The organism is Catenibacterium sp. RTP21428st1_D7_RTP21428_210409 (genome assembly GCF_040227455.1).
Classification (GTDB): Bacteria; Bacillota_I; Bacilli_A; order Erysipelotrichales; family Coprobacillaceae; genus Catenibacterium; species Catenibacterium mitsuoka_A.
The window spans coordinates 1-1018 of the sequence record NZ_JBEHVX010000166.1; the positions used below are offsets into that span (position 1 = coordinate 1).

Annotated in this window: 1 protein-coding gene; it reads left to right on the forward strand. The window is 33.3% G+C overall.

Annotated elements, in window-relative coordinates:
• Window positions 1-88 precede the first annotated feature (88 nt).
• Entirely contained in the window at window positions 89-697 is a 609-nt protein-coding gene (locus ABUA27_RS12655; RefSeq protein WP_349820863.1) for a transposase, read from the forward strand.
• The last annotated feature ends 321 nt before the right edge of the window (window positions 698-1018 follow it).

Sequence of the window (1018 nt, forward strand, 5' to 3'; positions counted from 1 at the left end):
AAAAAGTTATGTAAAGAGTAATTGAATTAGTAAAGAAATTTCAGTTTGACTGGTACTTTTTCTTGACGTAGTACCAACTGTATCTAAAGTGATTCAAAACAAAACATGTCATCGTCAGGCAACGAGTGATATAATGGCTGATAAGGCAATAGAGTATTCTAAAACCATCTATTCAGGATGTGATAAGGATGATATTGAAGTATTAATCCTTCAGAGATTAATCAAGAAATTAAAAGAAGATATGGCAGAAGCTGAAAGAACCATTGGTGAAATGATTAAGCTCGCACAGGAACTACCTGACTTTAGTATAATCAAATCTATTCCAGGTATTGGAGATAACCTAGCTGCACGTATTATTGCAGAACTAGGCGATATGACAAGATTCAAAAAGAAGAATGAGTTAGTAGCTTTTGCCGGACTGGATCCAAGAATTAGTGAAAGTGGAAAGAATGACGGAGATCATATGCATATTACTAAAAAGGGTAATAAACGATTAAGATGTTTATTATATCTGGCTGTAACGTGTTCTATAAGGCTTAAGAGAGATGATAATAGTATTAAAGATTTCTATATAAAGAAAAAGCAGCAATCAAACCCGATGTGTTCGAAAGCTGCAAAGACTGCATGTGCCAGTAAATTAGTCCGAATAATTTATAGCATGTGCAAAACTGGTGAGTTATACCAGTACAATAAATAACAACCAGATTATACACCTAAACCACCCTGAAAAAAAGCACTTTTTCTTCAGGGGTTTTCAGCATGCAGTAAAAACCATGAAAAATTATTGATATATTTTTTAAATTTTTACTTGATTTCTATTATCCAATTTTTTTATGCTCAAAATATTCATATATCACTCTAAATATAAAAAAACGCAAGCTTATTAAGGCTATATTAGCCCCATTCTTCGCTTGCACAATCCCAGCTTCTTGAGATTATGGCAGCTGAAAATGATCAGCGATTCATGCTGATTTTTCACTAGCCCTTTTAAACGCGTAAATCGCATGCCATGATTTTC